23 protein-coding genes and 1 pseudogene are annotated in these 24,468 nt (G+C 57.2%); 15 read left to right on the top strand and 9 right to left on the bottom strand.

What is annotated here, in order from left to right; translation table 11 throughout:
• Nucleotides 1–5 precede the first annotated feature (5 nt).
• Nucleotides 6–893 carry a heme o synthase gene (gene cyoE / locus BN3796_RS10070; RefSeq protein ID WP_061708212.1) on the top strand — a complete coding sequence of 296 codons (888 nt, stop codon included), beginning with the start codon at nucleotides 6–8 and terminating at the stop codon, nucleotides 891–893.
• Between the two features lie 45 nt (nucleotides 894–938).
• Here cyoE and fucU read toward each other — a convergent pair whose 3' ends face one another.
• Genes fucU through fucI form a run of 3 tightly spaced genes read right to left on the bottom strand, consistent with a single transcriptional unit; the run spans nucleotide 939 to nucleotide 4,559 of the window.
• Nucleotides 939–1,361: an L-fucose mutarotase gene (fucU, locus tag BN3796_RS10065; protein WP_061708211.1), complete on the bottom strand. Its 423-nt coding sequence runs from the start codon at nucleotides 1,359–1,361 to the stop codon at nucleotides 939–941.
• A complete protein-coding gene (gene fucK, locus BN3796_RS10060) occupies nucleotides 1,354–2,757 on the bottom strand; it encodes an L-fuculokinase (RefSeq protein ID WP_061708210.1) in 1,404 nt (467 codons plus the stop codon). The genes fucU and fucK overlap by 8 nt, the downstream gene beginning before the upstream one ends.
• 23 nt (nucleotides 2,758–2,780) lie before the next feature.
• A complete protein-coding gene (gene fucI, locus BN3796_RS10055; protein ID WP_061708209.1) occupies nucleotides 2,781–4,559 on the bottom strand; it encodes an L-fucose isomerase in 1,779 nt (592 codons plus the stop codon).
• Between the two features lie 396 nt (nucleotides 4,560–4,955).
• On the opposite strand from fucI, the gene BN3796_RS10050 reads away from it, so the two are divergent.
• The 8 genes and pseudogenes from BN3796_RS10050 to BN3796_RS20135 form a co-directional block, all read left to right on the top strand.
• The gene (locus BN3796_RS10050) at nucleotides 4,956–6,455 is read left to right on the top strand and encodes a sugar ABC transporter ATP-binding protein (protein WP_061708208.1); all 1,500 of its coding nucleotides are present in this window, start codon (nucleotides 4,956–4,958) and stop codon (nucleotides 6,453–6,455) included.
• Nucleotides 6,456–6,457: 2 nt separating this feature from the next.
• A complete protein-coding gene (locus BN3796_RS10045) occupies nucleotides 6,458–7,441 on the top strand; it encodes an ABC transporter permease (RefSeq protein WP_061708207.1) in 984 nt (327 codons plus the stop codon).
• 48 nt (nucleotides 7,442–7,489) lie between these two features.
• The gene (locus BN3796_RS10040; RefSeq protein WP_061708206.1) at nucleotides 7,490–8,440 is read left to right on the top strand and encodes an ABC transporter substrate-binding protein; all 951 of its coding nucleotides are present in this window, start codon (nucleotides 7,490–7,492) and stop codon (nucleotides 8,438–8,440) included.
• Between the two features lie 171 nt (nucleotides 8,441–8,611).
• Nucleotides 8,612–9,607 carry a LacI family DNA-binding transcriptional regulator gene (locus BN3796_RS10035; RefSeq protein WP_061708205.1) on the top strand — a complete coding sequence of 332 codons (996 nt, stop codon included), beginning with the start codon at nucleotides 8,612–8,614 and terminating at the stop codon, nucleotides 9,605–9,607.
• Nucleotides 9,608–9,633: 26 nt separating this feature from the next.
• On the top strand, nucleotides 9,634–10,281 hold the full coding sequence (fucA, locus tag BN3796_RS10030; protein ID WP_061708204.1) for an L-fuculose-phosphate aldolase: 648 nt from the start codon (nucleotides 9,634–9,636) through the stop codon (nucleotides 10,279–10,281).
• A 116-nt stretch (nucleotides 10,282–10,397) separates the two neighbouring features.
• Complete coding sequence (locus tag BN3796_RS10025; protein WP_061708203.1) at nucleotides 10,398–11,759, top strand: MFS transporter; 1,362 nt, start codon at nucleotides 10,398–10,400, stop codon at nucleotides 11,757–11,759.
• Between the two features lie 316 nt (nucleotides 11,760–12,075).
• Nucleotides 12,076–12,597, top strand: a complete 522-nt coding sequence (locus BN3796_RS10020) for a DUF2778 domain-containing protein (protein WP_061708202.1) — start codon at nucleotides 12,076–12,078, stop codon at nucleotides 12,595–12,597.
• 242 nt (nucleotides 12,598–12,839) lie between these two features.
• Nucleotides 12,840–12,968: pseudogene (locus BN3796_RS20135) on the top strand (type VI secretion system tube protein Hcp); the annotation flags it as partial.
• A 271-nt stretch (nucleotides 12,969–13,239) separates the two neighbouring features.
• Here the strand turns inward: BN3796_RS20135 and BN3796_RS10005 are convergent.
• Complete coding sequence (locus tag BN3796_RS10005; RefSeq protein ID WP_061708199.1) at nucleotides 13,240–13,731, bottom strand: YajQ family cyclic di-GMP-binding protein; 492 nt, start codon at nucleotides 13,729–13,731, stop codon at nucleotides 13,240–13,242.
• A 124-nt stretch (nucleotides 13,732–13,855) separates the two neighbouring features.
• Between BN3796_RS10005 and panE the strand changes: the two genes are divergently transcribed.
• Together panE and yajL are read left to right on the top strand one after the other, a co-directional pair.
• Complete coding sequence (panE, locus tag BN3796_RS10000; protein ID WP_061708198.1) at nucleotides 13,856–14,767, top strand: 2-dehydropantoate 2-reductase; 912 nt, start codon at nucleotides 13,856–13,858, stop codon at nucleotides 14,765–14,767.
• Nucleotides 14,730–15,320 carry a protein deglycase YajL gene (gene yajL, locus BN3796_RS09995; protein ID WP_061708197.1) on the top strand — a complete coding sequence of 197 codons (591 nt, stop codon included), beginning with the start codon at nucleotides 14,730–14,732 and terminating at the stop codon, nucleotides 15,318–15,320. The genes panE and yajL overlap by 38 nt, the downstream gene beginning before the upstream one ends.
• Before the next feature lie 120 nt (nucleotides 15,321–15,440).
• Here the strand turns inward: yajL and thiI are convergent, their stop codons facing one another.
• Nucleotides 15,441–16,889, bottom strand: a complete 1,449-nt coding sequence (gene thiI / locus BN3796_RS09990) for a tRNA uracil 4-sulfurtransferase ThiI (protein ID WP_061708196.1) — start codon at nucleotides 16,887–16,889, stop codon at nucleotides 15,441–15,443.
• 174 nt (nucleotides 16,890–17,063) lie between these two features.
• Here thiI and xseB point away from each other — a divergent pair, with 174 nt between their 5' ends.
• The 4 genes from xseB (at nucleotide 17,064) to BN3796_RS09970 (ending at nucleotide 21,130) form a co-directional block, all read left to right on the top strand.
• Complete coding sequence (gene xseB / locus BN3796_RS09985) at nucleotides 17,064–17,306, top strand: exodeoxyribonuclease VII small subunit (protein ID WP_061708195.1); 243 nt, start codon at nucleotides 17,064–17,066, stop codon at nucleotides 17,304–17,306.
• Nucleotides 17,307–18,206 (top strand): (2E,6E)-farnesyl diphosphate synthase, encoded by a 900-nt coding sequence (gene ispA, locus BN3796_RS09980; protein WP_061708194.1) that lies wholly within the window; start codon nucleotides 17,307–17,309, stop codon nucleotides 18,204–18,206.
• Nucleotides 18,207–18,230: 24 nt separating this feature from the next.
• On the top strand, nucleotides 18,231–20,093 hold the full coding sequence (gene dxs / locus BN3796_RS09975; protein ID WP_061708193.1) for a 1-deoxy-D-xylulose-5-phosphate synthase: 1,863 nt from the start codon (nucleotides 18,231–18,233) through the stop codon (nucleotides 20,091–20,093).
• 62 nt (nucleotides 20,094–20,155) lie between these two features.
• The gene (locus BN3796_RS09970) at nucleotides 20,156–21,130 is read left to right on the top strand and encodes an aldo/keto reductase (protein ID WP_061708192.1); all 975 of its coding nucleotides are present in this window, start codon (nucleotides 20,156–20,158) and stop codon (nucleotides 21,128–21,130) included.
• Nucleotides 21,131–21,313: 183 nt separating this feature from the next.
• Here the strand turns inward: BN3796_RS09970 and thiL are convergent, their stop codons facing one another.
• The 4 genes from thiL to ribD form a co-directional block, all read right to left on the bottom strand.
• On the bottom strand, nucleotides 21,314–22,285 hold the full coding sequence (gene thiL, locus BN3796_RS09965) for a thiamine-phosphate kinase (protein WP_061708191.1): 972 nt from the start codon (nucleotides 22,283–22,285) through the stop codon (nucleotides 21,314–21,316).
• A gap of 76 nt (nucleotides 22,286–22,361) precedes the next feature.
• Nucleotides 22,362–22,781 (bottom strand): transcription antitermination factor NusB, encoded by a 420-nt coding sequence (nusB, locus tag BN3796_RS09960; RefSeq protein ID WP_006809908.1) that lies wholly within the window; start codon nucleotides 22,779–22,781, stop codon nucleotides 22,362–22,364.
• A 21-nt stretch (nucleotides 22,782–22,802) separates the two neighbouring features.
• Nucleotides 22,803–23,273, bottom strand: a complete 471-nt coding sequence (gene ribH / locus BN3796_RS09955) for a 6,7-dimethyl-8-ribityllumazine synthase (RefSeq protein ID WP_003859098.1) — start codon at nucleotides 23,271–23,273, stop codon at nucleotides 22,803–22,805.
• A gap of 87 nt (nucleotides 23,274–23,360) precedes the next feature.
• On the bottom strand, nucleotides 23,361–24,464 hold the full coding sequence (ribD, locus tag BN3796_RS09950) for a bifunctional diaminohydroxyphosphoribosylaminopyrimidine deaminase/5-amino-6-(5-phosphoribosylamino)uracil reductase RibD (RefSeq protein ID WP_061708190.1): 1,104 nt from the start codon (nucleotides 24,462–24,464) through the stop codon (nucleotides 23,361–23,363).
• Between the last annotated feature and the right edge of the window lie 4 nt (nucleotides 24,465–24,468).

The raw sequence follows: 24,468 nt of genomic DNA, 5'->3' as shown, positions 1-24,468 counted from the left end.
CGAGTATGTTTAAGCAATACCTGCAAGTAACGAAACCAGGCATCATCTTCGGCAACCTGATCTCCGTGATCGGAGGGTTCCTGCTCGCCTCGAAAGGCAGCATCGATTACCTCCTCTTTATCAATACGCTGGTCGGGGTGTCGCTGGTGGTTGCGTCCGGTTGTGTATTTAATAATTACATCGACAGGGATATCGACAAGAAGATGGAAAGGACCAAGAATCGGGTGCTTGTAAAAGGCCTGATGTCTCCCTCCGTCTCGCTGGTGTACGCCACCTTGCTGGGTATTGCTGGCTTTATGCTGCTGTGGTTTGGTGCGAATCCCCTGGCCTGCTGGCTGGGGGTGATGGGGTTCGTGGTCTATGTGGGCGTCTATAGCCTCTATATGAAACGTCACTCCGTCTACGGTACGCTGATTGGCTCTCTCTCCGGCGCGGCGCCGCCGGTGATTGGCTACTGTGCGGTCACCAACGAGTTCGACAGCGGTGCGCTGATTCTGCTGGCTATCTTTAGCCTGTGGCAGATGCCGCACTCCTACGCCATTGCGATTTTCCGCTTTAAGGATTATCAGGCGGCGAACATTCCGGTGCTGCCGGTGGTTAAAGGCATTTCGGTCGCCAAGAACCATATCACGCTCTACATCATCGCATTTGCCGTGGCAACGCTGATGCTCTCGCTGGGTGGTTACGCCGGCTATAAATATCTGGCGGTTGCCGCTGCGGTGAGCGTCTGGTGGCTCGGTATGGCGCTTCGCGGTTACAAGGTGGAAGATGACAAGGTCTGGGCGCGCAAGCTGTTTGTGTTCTCGATCGTTGCCATCACCTCTCTGTCGGTGATGATGTCCGTGGACTTTATGGTCCCCGATTCGCACAGCCTGCTGACCTACGTCTGGTAAAGGTGTAAAAACGAAAAGCCGGGACTTATCCCGGCTTTTTTATGCTTACGGCGTCACCCCTTTCTTAAGCAAAATATTCCCATACTTCGCCGTCTCGCCGGTCACCACAATAGCGAACGCCTTTTGCGCCCGCTCATAAAAAGCATACCGGTCGATGCGCATCACTCCCCTCCCCTGCTCCCCATTAAAGAGCGCTTTCAGGTAGCGCGCCTCCACCTCAGGATCGAGCGTATCGCCCTCGACCGGGGCCATCATCACCAGCGGATCTGCGTAGCTGTCCAGTTCAAAAAGCGGGATGATAGCAGCCAGCAGTTCGCTCACCCGCAGCCCGTCGGCGCGAATGACTGCTGGCCCCAGGCTATGTGCGGGAAAATGGGCATCGGCAAAAATAATCTCATCGCCATGCCCCATCTCGGCCAGCGTCTTTAACAGCGTCGGCGAGATCAGCGGCGATATGGTTTTAAGCATCAGTCTGCTCCTTCGGATAAAAATAACGGTAGCGGTAGGTCACGCGCGCGCGCGCCGCCTCTGCGCTTTGTGCCTCTCCGGCTCCCCACCAGCCATAAAGAGAGGCCCCCAGCACGGTGGTTTCCGCCTCATCCAGCACCTTAACCGGTATGCCCAAAGCATCCGCTTTCATCTGGTTCCAGAGGGCATTGCGACTGCCGCCCCCCACCAGCAGCAGTTCCCGCGCCGAGAACTGCGCTATCTCCTCCAGCGCGGTGAGATCCGCTTTCAGCCGTGCCGTCAGCCCCTCCAGCGCCGCGCGGTAAAAGTGGGCGGGAGTCGAGCTGAGCGAAACCCCCTGCCACCCGGCGTAAGGCGAATCAAGCAGCTGGGTATTCATGGTGACCCCTTCCGCCCCGGCGGGGATCCTGGCCGCCTCAGCAACGATACGCTCCCACTGCGTCCCCGGCGGCCAGAAGAGCCCGCGGATCCACTCCAGCACGCCGGAGGCCATATACTGCATGCCAGGATTAAAGCGTCCCGCCTGACTGTCCAGTTCGCAGGTCGCGCCGGGATAGCGGGAAAGCCCGGCGGTATTCACCTGCGCGGTGCGCGCCATCAGGATCTCCCAGGTGCCAGAGGAGAGTACCGGTTCATCAATGCCCGCCCCCGCGCCAAACAGGGCAAACTGCGTGTCGTGCCCGGCGGAGATCACCGGCAGATCGCAGGGTAAACCGAGCAACGCTGCCGCGTCGGGCTGGAGTACGCCCACCACCTCGCCCGGAGCGACCAGTTCAGGGAAGCGGTCGGCGTTCATCCCCACCGTCGCCAGGATTTTCTCGCTAAACTGCCGCCGATGCAGATCGAACAGCTGGCTGGTGCCCGCCATGGTGAGATCGGTGGTCATGCGCCCGGTCAGGCGATGATTGATAAGCGAGGAGATAAAGAGCCAGGCATGGGCGCGATCGACCCGCTCGGGATGATGCTCCCGCAGCCACGCCAGCTTGTAGAGCGTATTAAAGCTGAACTGCCCTACGCCGGTTATCTGCTGCAGCGTTTCGGGAGAAACGATCTGCGCCATCTTCGCCATCACCGGCACGGTGCGCGGGCATTTCCAGCTGATGATGGGATAGAGCAGCGCCCCACCCTCATCCACCAGCGCGCCATCTACGCCAAAGGTGGTAACGCTCAGCCCGCACAGCCGGTAGGCCTGCAGTTCCGGGCCGATTTGCTGACAGCAGGCGGCAAAGCGCTGCATAATCGCCTCCAGCGACCACTGCTGCCAGGCACCGTTTTCAGCCGCGCTTTCGCTACCATTCGCCACCGCCGCGCGCGCCACGATCCGCCCTTCAGGATCGAGGGCGATGGCGCGCACATTGGTCGCGCCGCAGTCGAGAACCAGAAAACATTTTTTCATTACGGCCCTCCGGCGCTGCCGCCTTAACGTTTATAGAGCGGCCCGTAATTCTGGCAGGCGCGGTAGTCCTGGCCTTCGGGATCCATGCCGTGTGCTCCCCATGCCGTCGGGCGATAGATCTGCTCCTCTTCCACGTTATGCATGCAGACCGGAATACGCAGCATCGCGGCAAGGGTAATAAAGTCGGCGCCGACGTGTCCCACGGTGAGCACCCCGTGGTTGGCCCCCCAGTTGGCCATTACCGAATAGACGTCGCGGAACGGCCCTTTCCCGGTGAGACGCGGCGCAAACCAGGTGGTGGGCCAGGTGGAGTCGGTGCGTTTATTAAGAATATCGTGTACCTCCGCCGGCAGATCGACGCTCCACCCTTCGGCAATTTGCAGTACCGGACCGACTCCCTTGATGATATTCACGCGCGTCATGGTAAACGGCACGCCGCCACGGGTGAGGAAGTTAGAGGAAAAACCGCCGCCGCGGAAATACTCATGCACCGCCGGACACCAGTGGGTCGCCGCCAGGCAGGCGTCCGCCTCCTGCTGGCTGATTTCCCAGTGCGGCTTCAGCGTCGGCTTGCCCTGCGCATCCTTCTGCTCCGCGGTGCCGTCCAGCGCCGCCGAGCCGGAGTTGATCAGGTGGATAATGCCCTGCTCGGCATGGCCGGTAAGCTTCTGCCCGGTAACGCGCTCCACCGACTCCGGCGACCAGTAGGTACGCACGTCGGCAAAAATTTGCGCCGTGCCGGTCATCAGATGGCCAAAGAGCATCGCCACCCCGTTCAGGCTGTCGTTTTCCGTCGCCACCACGTAAGGCTGGCGGATGCCGTTCCAGTCAAAGGAGCTGTTGAGCAGGGCTTCGGCGGTATCGCCGTTAGGGTAGTGATCGGTCCAGTGGCGCTGCCCCTGGAAGCCGGAAGCGATGGCGTTATAGCCCAGCGACTCCTCGACGCGGCCGATGTCGGCAAGCTTAGGATTGCCCTGCATCATGTCGCGAATGCACATCGCCATCAGCAGGCTTTCGCGGAGGATCTCCTGGTTTTGCGCTTCGTTGCGCCGATACTCCCCGGCGTTTTTATCCTCGCCGAAGCGAAACTTCTCTTTCGCCCAGCCCAGCGCCAGCTCCAGCTCCTGTTCGTCGTAAATTTTATGGTCGATGCGGCGGCGCAGTTCGGTCATGTCCACCGCCTGCACCTTCATGCCAAGCCAGGATTCGAAGAAGTTATGATCGACAATCGAGCCCGCGATCCCCATGGAGACGCCCCCCACTGAGAGATAGCTTTTACCCTTCATGCTGGCCACCGCCAGCCCAGCCCGGGCAAAGCGCAGCAGCTTCTCCTCCACGTCTGCCGGAATGTTAGTATCACCCGCATCCTGCACGTCGTGGCCATAAATCGAAAAGGCCGGGATCCCTTTCTGGTTGTGCGCCGCCAGCGCCGCCGCCAGATAGACCGCGCCGGGGCGCTCGGTGCCGTTAAAGCCCCAGATAGCTTTTGGCCGCAGGGGATCCATATCAATCGTTTCGCTGCCGTAGCACCAGCAGGGGGTCACGGTGATAGTCAGCCCTACGTGCGAGGTGCTGAACTTCTCTTCACAGGCGGCAGATTCCGCCATTCCCGCAATGCAGCTGTCAGCGATTACGCATTCCACCGGCGTGCCGCAAGGATGGCGCAGCCTCTCGCTTAACAGCGCTGCCGTCGCCTGCGCCATGTTCATGGTCTGTTCTTCCAGAGATTCACGTACGCCCATGCGACGGCCATCAATGACCGGGCGAATGCCGATACGGGGTAACGCGTTAATTTTTTTCATAGACCTTCCTCACGTTGATTGACCTCTCCACACGCGTCGTCTCAGGGCCTGAGTCCCGGGAGCAACAGAGGGGATGAAATTTGCTAACTCGAATTAGCTTAGGTATCAGAGCAATCAACGAACAACAATTTTGTCTTCATTCTGTGAGCGCATTCACGATGACAGGTCAAAATTCGATCAACGTCATAGTATTCGTTTCACCAGTGATATTAAAAATGCATATTTTTCATTGATTTAATAAAATACCTTTGCACAGCGTCACAATTTGAATACAAACGATTTGGCTAAATATCGACCATAAAATAGCTTTGAAGGATGCAAGCTGAGTCGAGTTAGCTAATTTACGCAATCCCTGCGGTGCGGGATTCATAGCCCTTCCAGGATGAGAATTTTGCAATGTCAGAGACACTTATTGAGATGAAGCGCATTACCAAACGCTTTCCCGGGGTGCTGGCGTTAAATCAGGTCGACTTCGATCTGCGCCGCGGGGAGGTGCACGCCCTGCTGGGGGAGAATGGCGCGGGAAAATCCACGCTGATGAAAATTTTATCGGGCGTCTATCAACCCGACGCAGGCGAAATCTGGTTTGAACAACAGCCGGTCTCCTTTAGCCATCCTATCAGCGCCCAGCTCGCAGGTATCACCATCATTCACCAGGAATTTAATCTCTTTCCCGACCTGACCGTGGAGGAGAATATTTTTATCGGTCGCGAGTTTTGCAAAAACAGCCGCTGGCTGCTGGATAAACGCGCGCAGCGCCAGGCGGTCATTGAGATCCTGCAGCGGCTCAATTTAACCATCTCCCCCGATACCCTCGTCAGCGAATTAACCGTCGCCCAGCAGCAGATGGTGGAAATTGCCAAAGCGATATCCGTTAACGCCAGAGTGCTGATAATGGACGAGCCAACCGCCGCGCTGACCGAAAGCGAAATAGAAAGTCTGTTTCAGGTCACGCGGATGCTGAAGGCGCAGGGAAGCGGCATTGTCTATATCTCGCACCGGCTGGAGGAGCTGGCGCTGATTGCTGACCGCGCCACCGTCATGCGCGATGGGCAATATATTGCCACCGTGGATTATGAGACGGTGCACATCAGCGACCTGATCGCCATGATGGTGGGCCGCAATCTCGATAACATCTACCCTAAACGTCCGCCCCACCAGCGCACGGAGAAAGTGCTGGAGGTGGCCGGGCTTACCCGGAACGGGGTGCTGCACGATATTAACCTCACCCTCTGGCGCGGCGAAATTCTGGGCCTTGCCGGTTTAATGGGCGCGGGGCGCACCGAGCTTGCCAGAGCGATATTTGGCGCAGACCCTGTCGATGGCGGCACCCTTACGCTCCACGGCCGCCCCACCCGTATTAAAGATGTGGCTGACGCCATCGACAAAGGCATCAGCTATTTAACGGAGGATCGCAAAAAGGAGGGGCTGGCCCTTGGCCTTTCCGTCGAGCTGAACATTATGCTCGGCAATTACCCCGCCTATTCCGGCGCAGTGGGCAACGTCGATGAAAAACGCTGTCGTGAAACCAGCCAGAAGCTGGTGGATACCTTACGCATTAAAACCCCGCATCTGGAGCAGGCGGCGCTCAACCTGAGCGGCGGTAATCAGCAGAAAATCATTATCGCCCGCTGGATCTGCAAAGATACCGATATCTTAATTTTCGATGAGCCAACCCGGGGAATTGATGTCGGCGCCAGGCGAGAAATTTATGAACTTATGAACCGCCTGGTCGCCTCGGGTAAATCGATCATCATGATCTCCTCCGAACTGCCGGAAGTCCTGGGGATGTGCGACCGCATAATGGTGATGCGCGGCGGGCATATCACCGGTGAATTGCAAGCAGACCATGCCACCCAGGAAAAAATCATGCAATACGCCACGCTGGAGGATTAACCATGTCTGTTACCGTCCCTTCACCGCAAAGCGGGAACCGTTCGATGAAAATAAACAAAGCCTTGCTGATGCGTCTGGCTCCCCTGCTGAGCCTGCTGCTGCTGGTGCTCTTTTTCAGCTTCAGCTCGCCGTTCTTCTTTAATACCGAAAATATTATGACCATCGCCCTGCAAACGGCGGTGATTGGCATCATGGCGATTGGCGTGACCTTTGTCATTATCACCGCGGGTATCGACCTGTCGCTCGGCTCCGTGGTCGCCTTTTCGGGCGTGGCGGTGGGTATCGCCGCCGGGTTTAGTCTGCCGCTGCCGATCTGCATTCTGGCTGGCGTGCTCGCCGGAGGGGTCTGCGGCTACGTCAACGCCTTCCTGGTGACCAAAATGACTATCCCACCCTTTATCGCCACCCTCGGCCTGATGATGTCGGTTCGCGGCATCAACATGGTAATGACCGACGGGCGCGCCATCTATTTCTCTAACTACCCGGAATTTAAACTGCTGGCGCAGGGCCGTCTGTTTGACGTGCTCCCCTACCCGGTCTTTTACCTGGTCATCGTGGCGCTGGTGGCGATGTGGATCCTGAAGAAAACGGTGATGGGACGCTATATCTACGCCGTCGGCAGCAATGAGACCGCCGCCCACCTCTCCGGCATTAAAGTGCAACGGGTGAAAATCTTTGTCTACGCCTTCTGTGGTCTGCTGACCGGTATCGCCGGGGTGATCCTCGCCTCGCGCCTGAACTCCGGCCAGCCCACAGTGGGCGTGGGCTACGAACTGGAGGCTATCGCCGCGGTCGTCATTGGCGGCACCAGCCTGATGGGCGGCGTGGGCACGATCGGCGGCACCATCATCGGCGCCTTTATCATGAGCGTGCTGAAAAACGGCCTCAATTTAATGGGCGTTTCCCAGTTCTGGCAGATGGTGGCGATGGGTGTGGTTGTCGTTGCCGCCGTCTATCTGGATACGTTACGTAAAAGAATGCGTTAGGTTCCCGACACAATAAAAAGCCTGCCAACCCTACAACGGAGCAACATAATGAAAACCAGCCATATCCTGAGCGCCCTGTCGCTCGTCGCTATCATGACCAGCAGCGCGCTGGCGAAAGATTTAAACCTGCCGGTGGTGAGTAAAGGCTACCAGCATGAGTTCTGGCAGACGGTCAAGATGGGGACCGAAGCTGCCGCGAAAGAGCTGGGGGATAAAACCAGCTACGTCGGCCCGGCCGATGAAACGCAAATCGCCGAGCAGATCCAGCTGGTGGAAAACACCATGGCGCAAAAACCAAACGGCCTGCTGCTGGCGGCGCTAGATGCGAACGCCCTCGCCCCGCTGGTGGAAACCGCCAACAGCCGGGGAATTAAGGTCGTAACATTCGATTCGGGGGTAAACTCCGATATCCCCGCCAGCTTCGTCGCTACCAATAACCGCAAGGCGGGGGCGCAGGCGGCGGACGCGCTGGCTGAACAGGTCGGGCAGAAAGGTAAGGTGGGGATTATCGCCCACGTCGCCGGCACCACCTCCGCTATCGAACGCTCGGAAGGGTTCAGCGAGCAGATGAAGACGAAATACCCCAACATTCAGGTGCTGCCGGTGCAGTACAGCGACGGCGACCCGCAAAAGGCGATGGATAAAACTATCGACATGGTGCAGGCCAACCCCGATATCGCCGGGATCTACGCCACTAACGAAGGCGCAACGCTGGGGGTCGCGAACGCTATCGACAGCCAGAACCTGAAGGGCAAAATCAAGGTCATCGGCTTTGACAGCACCGAGGCCATTATCAACTTCCTCAACAACGGCGTGATCCAGGGCTTTGTGGTGCAGGATGCCTACCAGATTGGCTATCAGGGCATTAAGGCGCTGGATGCGGTACTTTCCGGTCAGACCGTGCCAAAAGAGATTGATATTCCAGTGAAATATGTCAATGCGCGAAATATCAATACGCCTGAAATTGATAAACTGCTGCATCCATTTGGTAAAAAATAGGGTATTCCCGGCTTCGGCTGCGGATACGTTCGCGCGGGACACTCTCCCGCGCGGCGCGCGCGACTCGTCCGACAGCAAGCGGTTAATCCGCTGATGTAACACGAAATTGATGGCATGATGCGTATGCTTTATCTGCAGTTTTTCATAGATGGAAAGGATTGAGGCGTAGCGATGGCCAAAACAGTTGAACAGATAGCGAAGGATTTAAATTTATCCGTCACCACCGTGCGGCTGGTGCTGGGCGGCAAGGGGGAAAAGTACCGAATAAGCCAGAAAACGCAGGCCAGAATTAATGAGTATGTCGAACGTTACGGCTACACCCTCAACCACTCCGCCCGTAGCCTGAAGCTCAATAAAACCGAGACGCTGGGGCTTATCGTGCCCAATATCTCCAACGTCTTTTTTGCCACGCTCGCCGAAAAACTGGAGCTGCGCTGCCGCCGCTCGGGCTATCAGCTGATGATCAGCTGTACCTATAACGATGTGGATTATGAAAATAAGCTGGTGAACGCGCTGATGGCGCGCAACGTGGATGGTCTCTTTATCGTCCCCTCTACGCTGGAAAATCAGCAGCACCATCTGCGCCAGGTTCACAAACCGCTGGTGCTGCTCGACCGCGATTTTGGCTTTACCGACAATGCGCTGGTGGAGAGTCATAACGAAGCTGGCGGCGACGAGCTGGCCCGCAGCATGCTGGAGGTGTGCGAGACGCCGCTCTGGTTTCTGGTGGGCGATACCGCCCTGCCGAGCATAACCGACCGTCTGAACGGCTATCTTCAGGCGCTGCGCAGCCGGGGAATTGATCATCGCGACTGGGTGGTGGAGGGGCCGGACAATACGCCGGAAGGAGGTTATGCCCTGATGGAGAGGCTTATCGACAGCGCGGGCGTTCCGCAGGCTTTCATCGCCTCCTCGCTGCCGGTGCTGGAGGGGGCCATCGACGCTCTGCGCCACCGTACCGGCACCGTTCCGTGCGGGATTGATATCGGCACCTTCGATGAACACCCCATGCTGGGATTTTTGCCCAATAGCGTCTGGTCGATGCAACAGGATGAAGATACCTGGGCGGAAAAAGCCTTTGAACTAATGCAATCGGCGATTGATGGTGAAGCGATCAATGAGACGGCGAAGGTGGAGATGAAGCTGGTCAAACGCTCTCGCCAGTAAATTAAAACAGTACCCGGAGAATAAAAATGGAACGAACCCGACTCGCCCGCGAGATTATCGACACCTGCCTTGAGATGACCCGTCTGGGGCTGAATCAGGGCACCGCGGGCAATATCAGCGTGCGCTACCGCGACGGAATGTTGATTACCCCAACCGGCATCCCCTACGAGCGTCTCACCGAGGAGAGCATTGTTTTTGTGGACGGTGATGGCCATCCTGAAGAGGGCAAACTCCCCTCCAGCGAGTGGCGCTTCCACCAGGTGGTCTATCAGACTCGCCCGGAGGCCAACGCCGTGGTTCACAACCACGCGGTACACTCTACCGCCGTTTCCATTCTCAATCGCCCGATCCCCGCCATCCACTATATGATCGCCGCCGCGGGTGGCAACTCTATTCCCTGCGCCCCTTACGCCACCTTTGGCACCCGCGCGCTCTCGGAACATGTGGCGGTGGCAATGCGCGATCGCAAAGCCACGCTGTTGCAACACCACGGGCTAATTACCTGCGAAGAGAACCTGGAAAAAGCGCTCTGGCTGGCGCAGGAGGTGGAGGTGCTGGCGAAGCTCTATCTCACTACGCTTGCCATTACCGATCCGGTCCCGGTGCTGAGCGACGATGAGATTGCCGTTGTACTGGAGAAATTCAAAAGCTACGGCCTGCGGGTGGAATCCTGATTATCTTATTCGGGGGGTGCTTTTATTACACCCTCGTAATATCTCTTAAACAAACACCTATTTACCCTACCCCTAACCCCGCCTAAACTATGGCCTGCTTTTTGGTTGAGGTGGTAATGAACGATTACAAAATGACGCCGGGCGAGTTACGTGCCACCTGGGGTTTAGGGGCTGTTTTTTCGTTGCGTATGCTTGGCATGTTTATGGTCCTGCCTGTTCTGACGACCTACGGCATGGCCCTGCAGGGCGCCAGCGAAGCGCTGATAGGCATCGCTATTGGTATTTATGGCCTTGCGCAGGCTATTTTTCAGATCCCGTTCGGGCTGCTCTCTGACCGCGTAGGACGCAAACCGCTGATCGTCGGCGGGCTGGTGGTCTTTGCGATCGGCAGCATTATCGCCGCCCTCTCCCACTCTATCTGGGGCATTATTCTTGGCCGCGCGCTGCAGGGCTCCGGCGCTATCGCCGCGGCGGTCATGGCACTGCTTTCCGATCTGACCCGCGAACAAAATCGCACCAAGGCGATGGCCTTTATTGGCGTCAGCTTCGGTATTACCTTCGCCATTGCCATGGTGCTTGGCCCGATCGTCACCCATAAGCTCGGCCTGCATGCGCTGTTCTGGATGATTGCCGGGCTGGCGGTCCTCGGCATCGCCCTGACGCTCTGGGTGGTGCCGGAGAGCAAAAACCATGTGCTGAACCGCGAGTCGGGCATGGTTAAAGGCTGTTTCAGCAAGGTGCTGGTCGAGCCGCGCCTGCTGAAGCTCAACTTTGGCATTATGTGCCTGCATATTCTGCTGATGTCCACGTTCGTCGCCCTGCCCGGCCAGCTGGCCGCCGCCGGTTTTCCTGCCGCCGAACACTGGAAGGTCTATCTGGTGACGATGGTGGTCTCCTTTGTCTGCGTGCTGCCGTTCATTATTTACGCCGAAGTGAAGCGTCGCATGAAGCGGGTCTTTGTCGGCTGCGTCACGCTGCTGGTCATCGCCGAGATCGTGCTGTGGGGCTCAGGTCCGCACTTCTGGGAGCTGGTCGCCGGGGTACAGCTCTTCTTCCTCGCCTTTAACCTGATGGAAGCGCTGCTGCCGTCGCTGATTAGCAAAGAGTCTCCCGCGGGCTATAAAGGAACGGCGATGGGGATCTACTCCACCAGCCAGTTCCTGGGGGTGGCGATTGGCGGATCGTTCGGTGGCTGGGTGGATGGCCTCTTTGATTCGCAAACGGTCTTTCTGGCGGGCGCCCTGCTGGCGATGTTCTGGCTGCTGGTCGCCAGTACCATGAAAGAGCCACGCTACGTCAGTAGCCTGCGCGTGGAGATCCCGCCAGAGGTAATTATTACCGACACGCTGAAAGCGCGGCTGGAGGCTAAAGAGGGGGTCAGCGAGGTGCTGATTGTGCCTGAAGAGCGCAGCGCCTACGTGAAAATAGACAGCAAAGTGACCAACCGCTTCGAGGTGGAGCAGGCGCTGAAGGGGTAAAAATTACTCGCTCTTTTCTGAGGGCTTTTCAAAAAAATCAGGCATAGCAAATGAATTGCAACTGTCATTAGTCATTCAGCTATGCCTGCTTACAAGGTATATAAATTTTTTCAGAGAGCTTTAGCGAGGATTCTTCACTACCGCCAGCGCAGCCTTATTTTGCCCTTAAAGATGGGTGTCTATCATGTTACCCAAATCGCTCGACATCTCCCCGGCGTTACTTTATTTAGTCTGAAAGCGGACAACCAGGCTGGATAGCCCGCTATATTCTCGATATTATATCTGTAAAAAACATAAGGATATAAAGAGAAAGGTCATGGCTTTACAAGGGACATTGATTCTTAACGGCGCTCACTATGCACCATTTAATCTGTATGGCGTTGGGGTATTTATGGCGCATTCAGGGCTGGGGGCTTTCCGAAACAATGCAAATTGCGGCGCAATTGCAAATGTAGGCCCTATTCCGCCTGGTAAGTACTGGATTGTCGATCGTAAGGAAGCTAACTGGTTCGCTCAAAAGAAACAAGAAATTCACGATGAGGCCAACAGACTTATCGGACGGCATGAATTTGGTAAATCAGACTGGTTTGCGTTATGGCGTGATGATTGGGGAATTGACGATTATACATGGATAGAAAATGTTAAGCGTGGCAATTTCCGTCTGCATCCCGGCACTGTTTCAAAAGGTTGTATAACAATCGCCCATGATGCTGATTTTGCCATGATTCGTAATGCACTTATGAATACTTCCCTGATTCAGGTTCCCTGCATGCGCTCTCTTATGGCTCGTGGTTGGGTGGAGGTGATAGCCAGTGGCTATGACAGTGTTTGTCCGTAGGATAAGTAAGTTCCTTTACATTATCATTTTATTATTTTCTATAGGCCATATATTACCGCCTCCGGAATTATATATCCATTACAATATCGCAAAAAAGGTAGCGCTATTTATTAACGCGAACGAAAATGCAGAGTCGATTTATGATGCTTATTCATACATCGACTGGCTTGTAATAGCATCAATTATCACCATCATTTATATTTTAACAATGAAGTTAATTAAAAAAAGAAGGAGTGCATAAAATGCCAGTACCGCCGTATATGTGGCTTAAAGACGATGGAGGAGCGGATATTAAGGGTTCTGTAGATGTCAAAGACCGGGAAGGAAGCATTGAAATCATCGGGTTACATCATGGAATTAATCTGCCTGTAGCGATGCGTTCCCCAATAAATGCCAACCGTCTGATAAACTCAACAAAAACCCTTAAAGCTGGCAGGCGGCTCCATTTCTGAGCAATATCAATTTGCTAGCTTGTGAAAGGCTTCTTGAGCTAAGAGCTTAACCGGTGCTGAGGCAGCATAAAAAAAGTCAAAGATACTCTGCGAACAGGCATAGCGGTAAACGTACTAAATTATTAGCGTAATTCAGCAGCTCGCGTCCGCTATACCTGTCTCTTTTCCTCAGGACCAGGCCGGGTATTTTTTAATCGCGGAAGTTTTTGAACTGGAACGGCTGGCCCAGGTCGCCGCCGCGAACCAGCGCCATCACAGACTGCAGGTCGTCACGGGATTTACCGGTCACGCGAATCTCTTCGCCCTGAATCTGCGCCTGCACCTTCAGCTTGCTGTCTTTGATAAGCTTAACGATCTTCTTCTGCATCGCGCTCTCAATACCCTGCTTCAGCTTCGCCTCGACATACCAGGTTTTCCCGCTATGCACGAACTCTTCTGGCACGTCGAGGGAGGTACCTTCAATGCCGCGCTTAAGCAGCTTGGCGCGCAGAATATCGAGCAGCTGATTGACCTGGAAATCGGACTCGCTCAGCACCTTAATGGTTTTGTTGGCATCGTTCAGCTCAAAGGTGGCCTCTACGCCACGAAAATCGAAACGTGACTCAACCTCACGGCTGGCATTTTCCACGCCGTTACGCACTTCCTGAATATCAACTTCAGAAACAATATCGAAAGATGGCATCTTTTCTTCTCCCTTCATTTTTGTTGCGTTGCATAATACCCGCAACCGGACTTAACGAGAAGCTTAGCTGACGGCGCTATACTTAGCCCGTAACACCTGGCGCAGTAACAGGTGAGGAGGAATAATGAAAATTACGGTGCTCGGATGCGGTGCCATGGGGCAACTCTGGCTGGCCGCGCTGTGCAAGCATGGGCATGAGGTACAGGGCTGGCTGCGCGTGCCGCAGCCCTACTGTAGCGTTAATCTGATCGATGAAGATGGCACTATCTTCAATGAGTCGCTGACCGCCAACGATCCCGATTTCCTGGCGAAAAGCGATCTGCTGCTGGTCACTCTGAAAGCCTGGCAGGTTTCCGATGCGGTAAAAGCCCTGGCAACAACCCTCCCCCTGACATCGCCCATTCTACTTTTACACAACGGTATGGGCACTATTGATGAGCTGAAAAGTATCCAGCAGCCGCTGCTGATGGCGACCACCACGCATGCGGCGCGGCGCGACAGAAACGTCATTATCCATGTTGCCAGCGGCGTCACCCATATCGGCGCCGCGCGGGAGCAGGACGGCGACTACAGCTATCTGGCCGAGACGCTGCAAAAGGTGCTGCCCGACGTGGCATGGCACGACCGCATCCGTCCGCAGCTGTGGCGCAAGCTGGCGGCCAACTGTGTGATCAACCCGCTCACCGCCCTGCTGGACTGCCCGAACGGTGAACTGAAAAACCACCCTGAGGAGGTCGCCGCGCTCTGCGCCGAGGTGGCGGCGGTGATCGAACGCGAGGGTTTGCATACCTCGGTTGAGGTGGTGCAGGATTATGTCGAGCAGGTCATTAACGCGACGGCGGAAAATATCTCCTCTATGCTGCAGGACGTGCGCGCCCAGCGGCATACGGAAATTGACTATATTACCGGCTATCTGCTCAAGCGCGCCCGTGCACACGGGGTCAGCGTACCGGAAAACGCCCGTCTGTTTGAACGAATTAAACGTAAGGAGAGTGAATATGAGCGCGTCGGCACTGGTTTGCCTCGCCCCTGGTAGCGAAGAGACGGAAGCGGTCACCACCATCGATCTGCTGGTGCGCGGCGGCATTGCGGTCACCACCGCCAGCGTCGCGAGCGACGGCGAACGCCTTATCACCTGCTCGCGCGGCGTAAAACTGATGACGGATGCCCCGCTGGTGGAGGTTGCCGATGGCGACTATGACGTTATTGTCCTGCCTGGCGGCCTGAAGGGGGCGGAGTGCTTTCGCGACAGCCCGCTGCTGGTAGAGACCGTTCGCCAGTTTCACCTCTCGGGACGCATCGTGGCGACAATCTGCGCCGCCGCAGGCACCGTACTGGTGCCACACGATCTCTTTCCCATCGGCAATATGACCGGTTTTCCGGGGCTGAAGGAGACCATTCCCGAGGAGCAGTGGGTGGACAAGCGCGTGGTCTGGGACCCGCGCGTCAACCTGCTCACCAGTCAGGGACCGGGAACCGCGATTGATTTTGGCTTAAAGATTATCGACCTGCTGGTAGGGCGTGAAAAAGCCCACGAGGTTGCCTCCCAGCTGGTGATGGCGGCAGGTATCTATAACTATTATGAGTAAGCTGTAAAAAAGCCGGATGGCGGCAGGTAACAGCAAAACGGCAACCTCAGGTTGCCGTTTTTAATGTTTGCGCCCTCTCCCACGGGAAGAAGGACGGGGTGAGGCTCCCCCTGCAATCCACTACGGGCGATAAACCTTCACGTTGGTAAAGCCCTGCTCGCGCAGGTAGAGCGCCTGCAGGCGACTCATCACCCCGCGTTCGCACCACAGCAGCCAGGTTTTGCTCTGATCGAGGTCACCGAACTTCGTGCTCAGCTTGTAGAACGGCAGCGAAACAACCTCCACCCCTTCCACCTTCAGCGGCTTGTCATCCTGCTCGTCAATGGAGCGGATATCGAGGATCACGTCGTTGGCGCCGAAGCCGTTAACGGTTTCGACTTCCACCACTTCCTGCTCGGTCTGCTGGGCGATATCGCGAATGTCGACGTTGGTCGCTTCTTCAACCACCTTATCGAGGATCGCAAAATCAAAATGCGCCTCTTCCGCTTCAATCTTTGCCTTCACCGCCTTCACGGTCGGGCTTTTTGAGATCACGCCGCAATATTCCGGCATGGTGCGGGCAAAATCTTCGGTGCCGATTTCGCGGGCCAGATTGATGATGTGCTCTTTATCGTAGGAGATAAGCGGGCGCAGGATCAGCGTGTCGGAGACGTTATCGATAAGCCGCAGGTTGGTGAGCGTCTGGCTGGAGACCTGGCCCAGCGCTTCGCCGGTAACCAGCGCCTGCACGCCATAGCGTTCCGCCACTTTCGAGGCGGCGCGCACCATCATACGCTTCAGCACCACGCCCATCTGCCCGTCGTCGACTTTTTCGAGGATCTCCCCGACAACCGGCTCGAAGTTAATCGCCACAAAACGCACGCGGTGCGAGCTGCCAAAACGGTTCCACAGGTAGTGGGCCACCTGACGCACGCCGATTTCATGCGCCGCGCCGCCCAGGTTAAAGAAGCAGTAGTGGACGCGGCAACCGCGACGCATCAGCATATAGCTGGAGACGCCGGAGTCAAAACCGCCGGAGATCAGCGAAAGCACATCTTCCTGAGTGCCGATCGGGAAGCCGCCGATGCCTTCGTAACGCCCCTTCACCAGCAGCAGGCGATCGTCTTCGATTTCGAGATTAACGGTCACATCCGGGTGGGTCAGCTTCACGCGCGCCGACTCAACGTGCTGGTTCAGCCCGCCGCCCACGTAGCGTTCCACTTCAATGGAGCTAAACTCATGTTTGCCGCGACGCTTGACGCGTACACAGAAGGTCTTACCTTCGATGCTGTCGCGATACTGCGCCAGCGCTTTTTCGAAGATGTCGTGCAGGGAGGTAAAGGGCACATCTTCCACCTCGAGGATATGGTGGATGCCCGGAATACGGGTCAGTGCGTCACGGATATCCTGACGCTTGCTTTCGTCTTTGGCGCGAACCTCAACGTGATCCCAGTGACGAACAACGGCCAGCGTCTCGTCGTAGTGCTTAAGAACGTTACGAATATTCCCGGTCAAAATCTTAATAAAGCGCAAGCGCACGGACTGGCTTTTGATCGTGATTTCAGGGAATAATTTAATGATAAACTTCATGGCGGCAATGTTTCTTGGGCAAGCCGGCTAAGGCTTGTAATGGAAAGAGTACAGCAGCCCACATCCGTAGCTGCATCCAGGCGCGCGAGTATACCACCATTGCGCGTTATTTGCTTATCTGCCTGAGTCCGTTACCATGAAGGGCGGATAAAAACGAAGAGTAAAACATTCACTATGCCGAAGAAAAACGACGCACCGGCCAGTTTTGAAACTGCGCTGAGTGAGCTGGAACAGATCGTAACGCGTCTCGAAAGTGGCGATCTGCCGCTGGAAGAGGCGCTTAATGAGTTTGAACGCGGCGTGCAGCTGGCGCGCCAGGGGCAGGTTAAGCTGCAACAGGCGGAACAGCGCGTGCAGATCCTGCTGTCCGATAGCGAAACCGCACCTGCCACCCCTTTTACACCGGACGCCGAGTAGATGGAATTTGCCAACCAGCTTCAGGCATGCGTCGAACGCGCTAATGATGCGCTACGCCGTTTTATCGCCCCGCAGCCTTTTCAGAACACTCCTCTGGTTGAGGCCATGAACTATGGCGCACTCTTGGGAGGTAAGCGGCTGCGTCCGTTCCTGGTTTACGCTACGGGCAGGATGTTCGGGATTAGCGATACCACGCTGGACGCGCCCGCCGCTGCCGTGGAATGCATTCACGCCTATTCGCTGATCCACGACGATCTGCCGGCGATGGATGATGACGACCTGCGCCGCGGGCTGCCCACCTGCCATATTAAATTTGGCGAAGCGAATGCGATTCTGGCGGGGGATGCCTTGCAGACACTGGCGTTCTCTATTCTGAGCGACGCGCCGATGGCTGAAGTGGCCGATCGCGACCGTCTGGGGATGATCTCCGAGCTGGCGATGGCCAGCGGCGTGGCGGGAATGTGCGGCGGACAGGCGCTGGATCTGGAGGCGGAGGGCCGCCAGGTGGAGCTTGAGCAGCTTGAGCGCATCCATCGCCACAAAACCGGGGCGCTTATCCGCGCCGCCGTACGTCTGGGCGCGCTGAGCGCTGGCGAACGGGGGCGCAACGCGCTGCCGGTGCTCGACCGTTACGCGGAAAGTATTGGCCTGGCATTCCAGGTTCAGGATGACATTCTGGATGTGGTGGGCGATACTGCAACATTGGGTAAACGTCAGGGTGCGGATCAGCAGCTTGGCAAAAGTACCTATCCTGCCCTGCTGGGTCTTGAGCAAGCCCAGCGCAAAGCCCGGGATCTGATTGATGACGCCCGCCGGTCGTTAGAGCAGCTGGCCGCGCAGTCACTGGATACCTCGGCACTGGAAGCGCTAGCGGACTATATAATCCAGCGTAATAAATAAACATACTATCTCAATGAGCCTTTGATGAGTTTTGATATTGCCAAATACCCGACACTGGCGTTGGTCGACTCCACCCAGGAGTTACGTCTGTTGCCGAAAGAGAACCTGCCGAAGCTGTGCGATGAACTGCGTCGATACCTGCTCGACAGCGTAAGCCGGTCCAGCGGACATTTCGCCTCCGGGCTGGGTACGGTGGAACTCACCGTGGCGCTGCACTACGTCTATAACACCCCGTTCGATCGTCTCATCTGGGATGTGGGTCATCAGGCGTATCCGCATAAAATTCTCACTGGCCGTCGCGATAAGATTGGCACCATCCGCCAGAAAGGGGGCCTGCACCCCTTCCCGTGGCGCGACGAGAGTGAATATGACGTGTTGAGCGTCGGTCACTCCTCTACCTCCATTTCGGCCGGCATCGGCGTGGCCGTCGCGGCGGAAAAAGAGGGCAAAGAACGGCGCACCGTCTGCGTGATTGGCGATGGCGCGATCACCGCGGGGATGGCGTTTGAGGCGATGAACCACGCGGGGGATATCAAGCCGGATATGCTGGTTATCCTCAACGACAACGAAATGTCGATTTCCGAGAACGTGGGGGCGCTCAATAACCATCTGGCGCAGCTGCTCTCCGGTAAGCTCTACTCCACCCTGCGCGAAGGCGGTAAAAAGGTCTTTTCCGGCGTGCCGCCGATTAAAGAGCTGCTGAAACGTACCGAGGAGCATATCAAAGGTATGGTTGTCCCGGGCACCCTCTTTGAGGAGCTCGGCTTTAACTACATCGGCCCGGTGGATGGCCATGATGTGCTCGGTCTGGTCACGACCCTGAAAAATATGCGCGACCTGAAAGGGCCGCAGTTCCTGCATATCATGACCAAAAAAGGGCGTGGCTACGAGCCGGCGGAAAAAGATCCCATCACCTTCCACGCCGTACCGAAATTTGACCCTTCCAGCGGCTGTCTGCCGAAAAGCAGCGGCGGTATGCCGAGCTATTCCAAAATCTTCGGCGACTGGCTTTGCGAAACGGCCGCCAAAGACAGCAAGCTGATGGCCATCACCCCGGCGATGCGCGAAGGCTCCGGCATGGTGGAGTTTTCCAGAAAATATCCGGCCCAATACTTTGACGTCGCGATTGCCGAGCAGCACGCGGTGACCTTCGCGGCGGGGCTGGCGATTGGCGGCTACAAGCCGGTGGTGGCGATTTACTCCACCTTCCTGCAGCGCGCCTACGATCAGGTGATCCACGACGTCGCCATTCAGAAGCTGCCGGTGCTGTTCGCCATAGATCGCGCGGGCATTGTGGGCGCCGACGGGCAGACGCACCAGGGGGCGTTCGATCTCTCCTTCCTGCGCTGCATCCCGGAGATGGTCATCATGACCCCCAGCGATGAAAACGAGTGCCGCCAGATGTTATTTACCGGCTATCACTATCAGGATGGCCCCTGCGCGGTACGCTATCCGCGCGGCAATGCCCTGGGCGTTACGCTTGAGCCGCTGCAAAAGATGACCATCGGTAAAGGAGTGGTTAAACGTCGTGGTGAAAAGGTCGCCCTGCTCAACTTCGGCACGCTGATGCCGGAGGCGGCGAAAGTTGCTGAGTCGTTAAACGCCACGCTGGTGGATATGCGTTTTGTGAAACCGCTCGATGAAGCGCTGATTCTTGAGATGGCCGCCAGCCACGATGTGCTGGTTACGCTGGAAGAGAATGCGATTATGGGCGGCGCGGGCAGCGGCGTGAACGAGGTGCTGATGGCGAAGCGTAAAGTGGTGCCGGTACTCAATCTCGGCCTGCCGGATCATTTTATTCCGCAGGGAACCCAGGAAGAGGCGCGCGCGGATATTGATCTTGACGCGCCGGGCATCGAACGCCGCATCCGCGACTGGCTGGCCTGACCCCTCCCCCTTTTCCGCTCCTGCTATGCTTAACGGTAACCTTAAACAGCAGGAGCGGAAACATGCAATACAACACGTTAGGAAAAACGGACCTTAAAGTTTCCCGACTTTGCCTCGGCTGCATGACATTTGGCGAGCCGGATCGGGGCACACACGCCTGGACGCTACCGGAAGAGAGCAGCCGCCTGATTATCAAACACGCCCTGGAGGGCGGTATTAACTTCTTTGACACCGCCAACAGCTACTCCGACGGCAGCAGCGAGGAGATCGTGGGCCGCGCCCTGCGTGACTTCGCCCGCCGGGACGAGGTGGTGGTAGCGACCAAGGTCTATCACCAGACCGGCGATCTGCCGCAGGGGCTATCCCGCCCGCAAATCCTGCGCTCCATTGACGACAGCCTGAAACGGCTGAATATGGAGTATGTCGATCTGCTGCAGATCCACCGCTGGGACTATGACACACCGATTGAGGAGACGCTGGAGGCGCTAAACGAGGTGGTGAAGGCGGGTAAGGCGCGCTATATCGGCGCCTCGTCGATGCACGCCTCGCAGTTTGCCGAAGCGCTGAGATTACAGGACCAGCACGGCTGGGCGCGCTTTGTGACCATGCAGGATCACTACAACCTGATCTACCGGGAAGAGGAGCGCGAGATGCTGCCGCTCTGCTGGCAGGAAGGGGTGGCGGTGATCCCCTGGAGTCCCCTGGCGCGCGGACGGTTAACCCGCCCGTGGGGAGAAACGACCGCCCGTTCGGTGTCGGATGAGTTTGGCAAAACGCTCTATCAGGAGACGGAAGCCAGCGATGCGCAAATTGCCGGGCGTCTGGCGAATATTGCCGAGGAGATGGGGGCGACCCGGGCGCAGGTAGCGCTGGCGTGGCTACTCGGCAAGCGCGGCGTGGCGGCGCCCATTATCGGTGCCTCCCGCGAGGAGCAGCTTGACGATCTGCTGCAGGCGGTGGATTTGACGCTGACGCCCGAGCAGGTGGCCGAGCTGGAAACGCCCTATCAGCCGCATCCGGTGGTGGGGTTTAAATAAACAAACGCCGGGTGGCGGCTACGCCTTACCCGGCCTACAAAATCATCTGCGCCCGTAGGCCGGGTAAGCGCAGCGCCACCCGGCAGTAACATCCGCCATTGTAGGCCGGATAAGCGCAGCGCCATCCGGCAATAACATCAGCCATCGTAGGCCAGGTAAGCGCAGCGCCATCCGGCAAAAACGTCACGCGAAGTGGTCGTACCCTTTCCAGTCAAGCGCGACCGGCGCGCCGTTGCGGATAAACTGCAGCCCTTCGCTCTCCGCGACAATCTGCCCGATGCAGGTAAAAGGCGCGCCGAGATTGTTCAGCGCCACGTCCAGCGTGCCGCGATTAAGTTCCGGCACGGTAAAGCAGAGCTCATAGTCCTCCCCGCCAGCGAGCGCCCAGCGCAGCGCCTGTTCAGGCTCAACGTTTCTGCGCAGCGGTTCAGAGAGCGGGAACGCATCCAGCTCCACCCTTGCCCCCACACCGCTGGCCTTGAGAATATGGCCCAGATCGGAGATCAGCCCATCGGAAAGGTCGATAGCCGCGCTGGCGCGATCGCGCAGCGCCTGCCCGTGCAGCACGCGCGGCGTAGGACGCAGGTGACGTTTCACCAGCCAGTCCGCATCGCTGGCATCCGCCACCGTCAGCCGGTTTTGTAAAATCGCCAGCCCCGCCGCGCTGTCGCCAGGCGTGCCGGTGACGTAGATCCAGTCGCCAGGCTTCGCACCGGAGCGTTTTAAGGCCCGCCCAGCCGGCACAAAGCCGTGAATACCCAGCGTCATGGAGAGCGGCCCGGCCGTAGTATCGCCGCCAATCAGCTGCATATCGTAATAGTTAAGCTGGTCAAACAGAGCGTCGCTGAACGCCTCGAGCCAGGCTTCATCCACCGAAGGCAGCGTCAGCGCCAGCGTGAGCCATGCCGGATCCGCGCCCATCGCCGCCAAATCGCTGACGTTAACCGCCAGCGCCTTATAGGCGAGATCGGCAGGATCGATATCGGGCAGGAAATGACGTCCGCACACCAGCGTGTCGGTGCTGATTGCCAGCGTCTGCTTGTCGGGAATAGTAAGAAGCGCGCAGTCATCGCCGATGCCGGTTTCAACGTCCAGCCGCGAAGTTCTGACGCGGTCAAAATAACGGGCAATCAGTGAAAATTCGCCGCATGCCATACGTTATGCCTCAGCAAATAAAAGAAAAAACCGGAGCCGCACGGCCAGACGGCCCTGCTCAGCTCCGGCTTACGGATCACTTTTTGTGGGGACGGATCGCAGGTGCGGCTTTATCCAGCACGCCGTTGACAAACTTGTGGCTATCCTCGGCACCGAAAGTTTTCGCCAGTTCGATAGCCTCGTTGATGGCCACTTTGTACGGCACATCATCACGTTTGGACAGTTCAAACAGCGCGATACGCAGCACCGCTTTTTCTACCTGACCCAGCTCTTCGAGCAGACGGGACAGGTACGGCTTCATCAGGCCGTCGAGATACGCGCTATTAGTCGCCACTCCCGACAGCAGTTCACGGAAGTACAGAACGTCAACGTCTTTCACGTCCTGTTCTGACAGGAACTGGTATTCAACATCAGCGATGTCGTTCTGGGACAACTGCCAGGAGTAAAGTGCCTGGACGGCACATTCACGGGCGCGGCGACGAGCAGCAGGTTTCACGGAATTCCCCTTACAAAAAAATCAGGCCTTGATGGCTTTCAATACATTGATCATTTCAAGCGCGGTCAGTGCAGCTTCTGCACCTTTGTTACCGGCTTTGGTGCCAGCACGTTCGATGGCTTGTTCAATACTTTCGGTGGTCAGCACGCCGAACGCGACAGGAATTTCAGCATCCTGTGCAACGTGCGCCAGACCGTTGCTTGCACCGCCCGCAACGTATTCGAAGTGCGCAGTGCCGCCACGAATAACAGTACCCAGCGCAATCACCGCGTCGTATTTACCGGTTTTCGCCAGCGCGCCCGCTGCCAGTGGCAGTTCGTAAGCACCTGGTACCCAAACGACGGTAATGTTGTCATCTTTAACCTGGCCGATACGTTTCAGGGCGTCAACCGCACCTTCCAGCAGGCTATCGTTGATGAAGTTGTTGAAACGCGCAATGGTGATGGCGACGCGAGCGTCCGGGGTAGCTACAGCAGCTTCAATAATGTTCATACTCTTCCTTTACGGGTTCATTTGGCCCCGCAGGGGGGCGGATTTTATCATAATACTTTGCGTACTGCTTCCCTATTTCAGGAGCAATTACGCTGTTGTTAAATGGAGGCAAACATCCGGACCTACCGGACGTATCTCGCTGAATGTGAGTTGCGGCGCATCGGCCAGTTTTTCAAGGCCGGGCAGCACAAACAGGCCACGCGCATCGTTACCTAACAGTTTAGGCGCAACGTAAACGAGAAGCTCATCCACCAGCCCCGCCTGGAGCAGCGCGCCGGCGAGCGTCGGACCCGCTTCGACCCAGATGCTGTTGACCTGCTGTTTGCCGAGCAACATCATCAGCACCACTAAATCCAGATGTCCGTTATGCTCCGGCACCATAATGCTGCGCACGTCTTGCGGCCAGTCGCGCGAATCTTCTTTTGTGCGGGCAATCCAGGTTTCACCCGACTGTTGCACAATGCGATGCTCCGGCGTCACGCGGTTCTGGCTATCAATAATAATACGCAGCGGCTGGCGCAGGTTCTCCTGCGGATAGCACGCCTGGGTATCCGCGTTCAGCTCATCCCAGCGCACGGTCATCGCCGGGTCGTCAGCCAGCACGGTCTCACTGCTGGTGAGAATAGCATGACTTTGCGCGCGCAGACGTTGCACATCGCGCCTCGCCTGCGGGGAGGTGATCCACTGGCTTTCGCCGTTCGCCATCGCCGTGCGGCCATCCAGCGAGGCGCCCAGCTTCAGCTGAATATAGGGGAAGCCGGTTCGCATGCGCTTGAGGAAGCCTTTGTTAATGGCTTCTGCCTCGCTCATCATCAGCCCGTGGCTGACCTCTATCCCTGCCTGCTGCAGGCGGTAGAGTCCCCGTCCGGCGACCTGTGGATTGGGATCCTGCATTGCCGCGACCACGCGGGTGACGCCTGCGGCGATCAGCGCGTCGCAGCAGGGCGGCGTGCGCCCGTGATGGCTGCACGGCTCCAGGGTGACGTAGGCCGTGGCGCCGCGCGCCTTCTCCCCCGCCATACGCAGGGCATGGACCTCTGCATGGGGCTCGCCGGCGCGATAGTGAAAGCCTTCGCCGACAATCTCCCCTTCTTTGACAATCACGCACCCCACGTTGGGATTCGGGTGGGTAGTAAAACGCCCGCGCTGCGCCAGCTTCAGCGCGCGCGCCATATACATTTCGTCCAGCATGGGC

The sequence above is a fragment of the Pseudenterobacter timonensis genome (assembly GCF_900021175.1).
Classification (GTDB): Bacteria; Pseudomonadota; Gammaproteobacteria; order Enterobacterales; family Enterobacteriaceae; genus Enterobacter; species Enterobacter timonensis.
This window is presented reverse-complemented; position numbering and strand designations above follow the sequence as displayed.